Genomic DNA, 3,149 nt, shown 5'->3' on the forward strand with positions numbered 1-3,149 from the left:
CCATGCGTCACAGTTTATACCACATGGTGCGCTTCGCGCACCCGCAATTCCTCCCCTGACTCAAGTCAGGGGTTTCCTTGCGGAGATTCTATGAATACCGCAGCCGCCATCATGAATGAACCCGAGCACGAATGCCTGTCGGGCGAAGTGACTGACATTCGCTGGCGCGACCAGGAAAGCGGTCGCACGATCCTCAAGGTGGCCGTGCGCGGCTACCGCGAGCCGGTGGTGATGCTCGGCGTCACCCTGGCCGAAGTGGGCGAGATCGTCACCGCCCAGGGCCAGTGGCGCACCCACCCCACCCACGGCAGGCAGTTTGTGGCCGATGGCATTCTGGCCGAACGCCCCTCGTCGGCACGCGCCATCGAGAAATACCTGGCCAGTGGCGTCATTCGCGGCATCGGCCCCTCGCTGGCCGAGCGCATCGTTGCGGCCTTTGGCGACAAGACCTTTGAGGTGCTCGACAAGACGCCCGAACGGTTGGGTGAGGTCAAGGGTATCGGCAAGGGCCGCGTGGCCGAGATCATCCGTATCTGGAAGCAGGGCGAGCTTGAGCGCAAGGTGCTGGTGCGACTAGCCGAATACGGCATCGTCGGGGCCATTGCGATGCGCGTGCTCCGCCAGTACGGCGGAAGCGCCGTCGATGTGGTGCTCAACAACCCCTACCGGCTGGCCCGTGAGGTGCGCGGGATCGGCTTCAAGCTGGCCGACGAGATCGCCTTGCGCCTGGGCGTCCCCAGGGATAGCCGGGAGCGCATCATTGCCGGGATCGCCCATTGCATCCACGTCAGCACGGGCATGGGCAACTGCGGTGTGCCGAAAGAGGCATTCAAGCAACAGGCGATTGAACTGCTCGGCTGCGGCGATCCCAATGCCGTCATCGGGGAGATCGAGGAACAGGCGGCACGGCGCACCTTCATCGTGGGCTTGACCCTCAACGGCGAATCGGTGGTGTTCGACCGCCGATTGCTGGATGCCGAGTACCGCATTGCTCGCGCCCTGCGGGAGCGCGTCCAGAATGCGCCCCCTTGGGCCATCACCCCCGAACAGGCGCGTGAAATCGCCATCGAATCCGAACGGGCGTGCAAGGTGGAGCTTGCACCCGAACAGCGGCAGGCCGTGGAAATGGCCCTGTTGCGGTCGGTGTCCATCCTCACGGGTGGCCCAGGCACCGGCAAGACCAGCACCTTGAAGGTGATCCTGGAAGCCCTGCGCCGCGTGCGGGCCAAGGTGATCCTGGGTGCGCCCACCGGCAAGGCGGCCAAGCGGATGCGCGAAACCACCGGCATGGACGCGGCCACCGTTGCGCGTCTCATCGGCATGGGGCGCGGCGACACCAGCGAGCCGGTCGAGATCAACTGCGACACCCTCATCATCGACGAAGCCTCGATGGTCGATGTGCGGATGCTCGATGACGTGCTCGATGCCCTCGATGCGCGGGCCTCGATCCTGTTCGTGGGCGACGTGGATCAGCTTCCGTCCGTGGCCGCAGGCCGCGTGCTCGGCGACATGATCGACTCCGGCGCGATCCCGACCACCCGGCTGACCAAGGTGTTTCGCCAGGCCGAAGCATCGGCCATTATTCGCAACGCCCACCGCGTCAATCAGGGCCTTGCTCTGGAACCTCAGGGCGATGCACCGCAGGATTTCTATTTCATCCCGGCGGCCACCCCGGAAGCCACCGCCGCCTGGGTCACCAAGCTGGTGCAGGAACATATCCCCGAACGGATCGGGATTCCGGCGAACAGCGTGCAGGTGCTTGCGCCAATGCGCAAAGGCACCAACGGCACCGAGGCGCTCAATGCCGAGCTACAGCGGATCCTCAATCCCGCGCCTGATGCGGTCATCGAAAAGTACGGTCGCCGCTTCTGCGTCGGGGATCGCGTGCTGCAAACCGTCAATAACTACGACCTCGGCGTGATGAACGGCGAGAGTGGCATTGTGGTGGCCATCGACACCAAGGCCGAAATGATGATCGTCGATGTGGACGGTACCAAGGTGGAGTATCCGTTCAGCGAACTGGATCAGCTTGATCTGGCCTACGCGATGACCGTGCACAAATCGCAGGGCAGCCAGTTTGATGCCGTGGTCATTCCGCTGACCATGCAGCACTACATGATGCTGCAACGCGCCATCCTCTATACCGGCATCACCCGCGCCGTGCGCTTCTGCGTCGTGGTGGGCGATCCCAAAGCAGTGCGAGCCGCCATCGAGAACGCCCGCACCCAACCCCGCATTACCGCGTTGCAGATGCTACTGGAACGACCGGATGCGATCCCTGGCTACAAGCCCCGCCCGAAGCGAAAGGAGAGCTAATATGTTCGGATTGTTGATCGGCGGCGCTGACCAGACGCGCCCCAACGTGATGGCGGATCGCGCCATCGAGTTTGCTGACCTGATGGATCAGTCCTACACCATCTGCATTGATCCGGCCACCCGGCTGGTCTGGCTACTGCCGCCTGCGCAGGTGTCTGCAAGCGATCACGCTGTGGCAACCTTCACCCGCAAAGCCGATCCCGACTGGCTGGCCGAAGAAATCGCAGAGGCCATTCGTGAAATCGCACCGAAACGACGCAAGAGGGTATGACGATGGGCAAGGTCGTCTATCTGCACAACGCCAACCGCACCTGCACGGACTGCGGTTGCACCAAGGCTGCCTCGCCGGCGGAGGCGCGGCGCAATCCCGATCTGCTGTTTGAGGCCACCGCCCCGTGTGGTCGGTGTGATGATCGGATCGTCATCGAACTGGATGAGGCCGACCCCAACTACAGCGAGGTCTGCGACGATTGCGGCCAGACCCCGTTGGGTGGGCCAGAGGATCTCCAGAGCGCCACCATCGACATGGGCTACGGCATTGGCCGCACCCTGGTGCTGCTCTGCCCGGACTGTCTCGCGGCGCGAGAGGGCGCATGGAAGCTGCGCTGAAATGGCTGCGCCAGGTGCAGTGGCGCGATCTGTTCCGCGATGAGTTCCTGCGTGCCATCGTGATCGGGTGCCTGGGGCTGGCGGCGACCGCACGGGCGGTGATGGTGCTGTTCCGAGGCGAGATCGGCGAAGGCTCAATCGCGATTCCAGTGGAAACGGTTCATGTCTGATGGGGAGCATGGAGCCAAGGGTGACGGGGTAGATGCCTGAGCTTGGCGCACAGC

The 3,149-nt window shown here is 63.8% G+C and carries 4 protein-coding genes; all 4 read left to right on the plus strand.

Going from position 1 to position 3,149, the window contains the following annotated elements; genetic code table 11:
* Nucleotides 1–90: 90 nt before the first annotated feature.
* Genes recD2 through BUA29_RS12285 form a run of 4 tightly spaced genes read left to right on the plus strand, consistent with a single transcriptional unit; the run spans nt 91 to nt 3,095 of the window.
* Nucleotides 91–2,316 carry an SF1B family DNA helicase RecD2 gene (gene recD2, locus BUA29_RS11765; RefSeq protein WP_072756700.1) on the plus strand — a complete coding sequence of 742 codons (2,226 nt, stop codon included), beginning with the start codon at nt 91–93 and terminating at the stop codon, nt 2,314–2,316.
* Between the two features lies 1 nt (nt 2,317).
* Nucleotides 2,318–2,587 (plus strand): hypothetical protein, encoded by a 270-nt coding sequence (locus BUA29_RS11770; RefSeq protein ID WP_072756701.1) that lies wholly within the window; start codon nt 2,318–2,320, stop codon nt 2,585–2,587.
* Nucleotides 2,588–2,589: 2 nt separating this feature from the next.
* Entirely contained in the window at nt 2,590–2,925 is a 336-nt protein-coding gene (locus tag BUA29_RS11775; RefSeq protein ID WP_072756702.1) for a hypothetical protein, read from the plus strand.
* Nucleotides 2,910–3,095: a hypothetical protein gene (locus tag BUA29_RS12285; protein WP_178137936.1), complete on the plus strand. Its 186-nt coding sequence runs from the start codon at nt 2,910–2,912 to the stop codon at nt 3,093–3,095. The genes BUA29_RS11775 and BUA29_RS12285 overlap by 16 nt, the downstream gene beginning before the upstream one ends.
* Nucleotides 3,096–3,149 lie beyond the last annotated feature (54 nt).

This window comes from Thermomonas hydrothermalis (assembly GCF_900129205.1).
In the GTDB taxonomy this organism is placed as follows: Bacteria; Pseudomonadota; Gammaproteobacteria; order Xanthomonadales; family Xanthomonadaceae; genus Thermomonas; species Thermomonas hydrothermalis.

Coding starts and splice junctions, on each gene's coding strand:
- BUA29_RS11775 (WP_072756702.1), top strand. CDS start 2,590: ATGGGCAAGGTCGTCTATCTGCACAACGCCAACCGCACCTGCACGGAC.
- BUA29_RS11770 (WP_072756701.1), top strand. CDS start 2,318: ATGTTCGGATTGTTGATCGGCGGCGCTGACCAGACGCGCCCCAACGTG.
- recD2 (WP_072756700.1), top strand. CDS start 91: ATGAATACCGCAGCCGCCATCATGAATGAACCCGAGCACGAATGCCTG.
- BUA29_RS12285 (WP_178137936.1), top strand. CDS start 2,910: ATGGAAGCTGCGCTGAAATGGCTGCGCCAGGTGCAGTGGCGCGATCTG.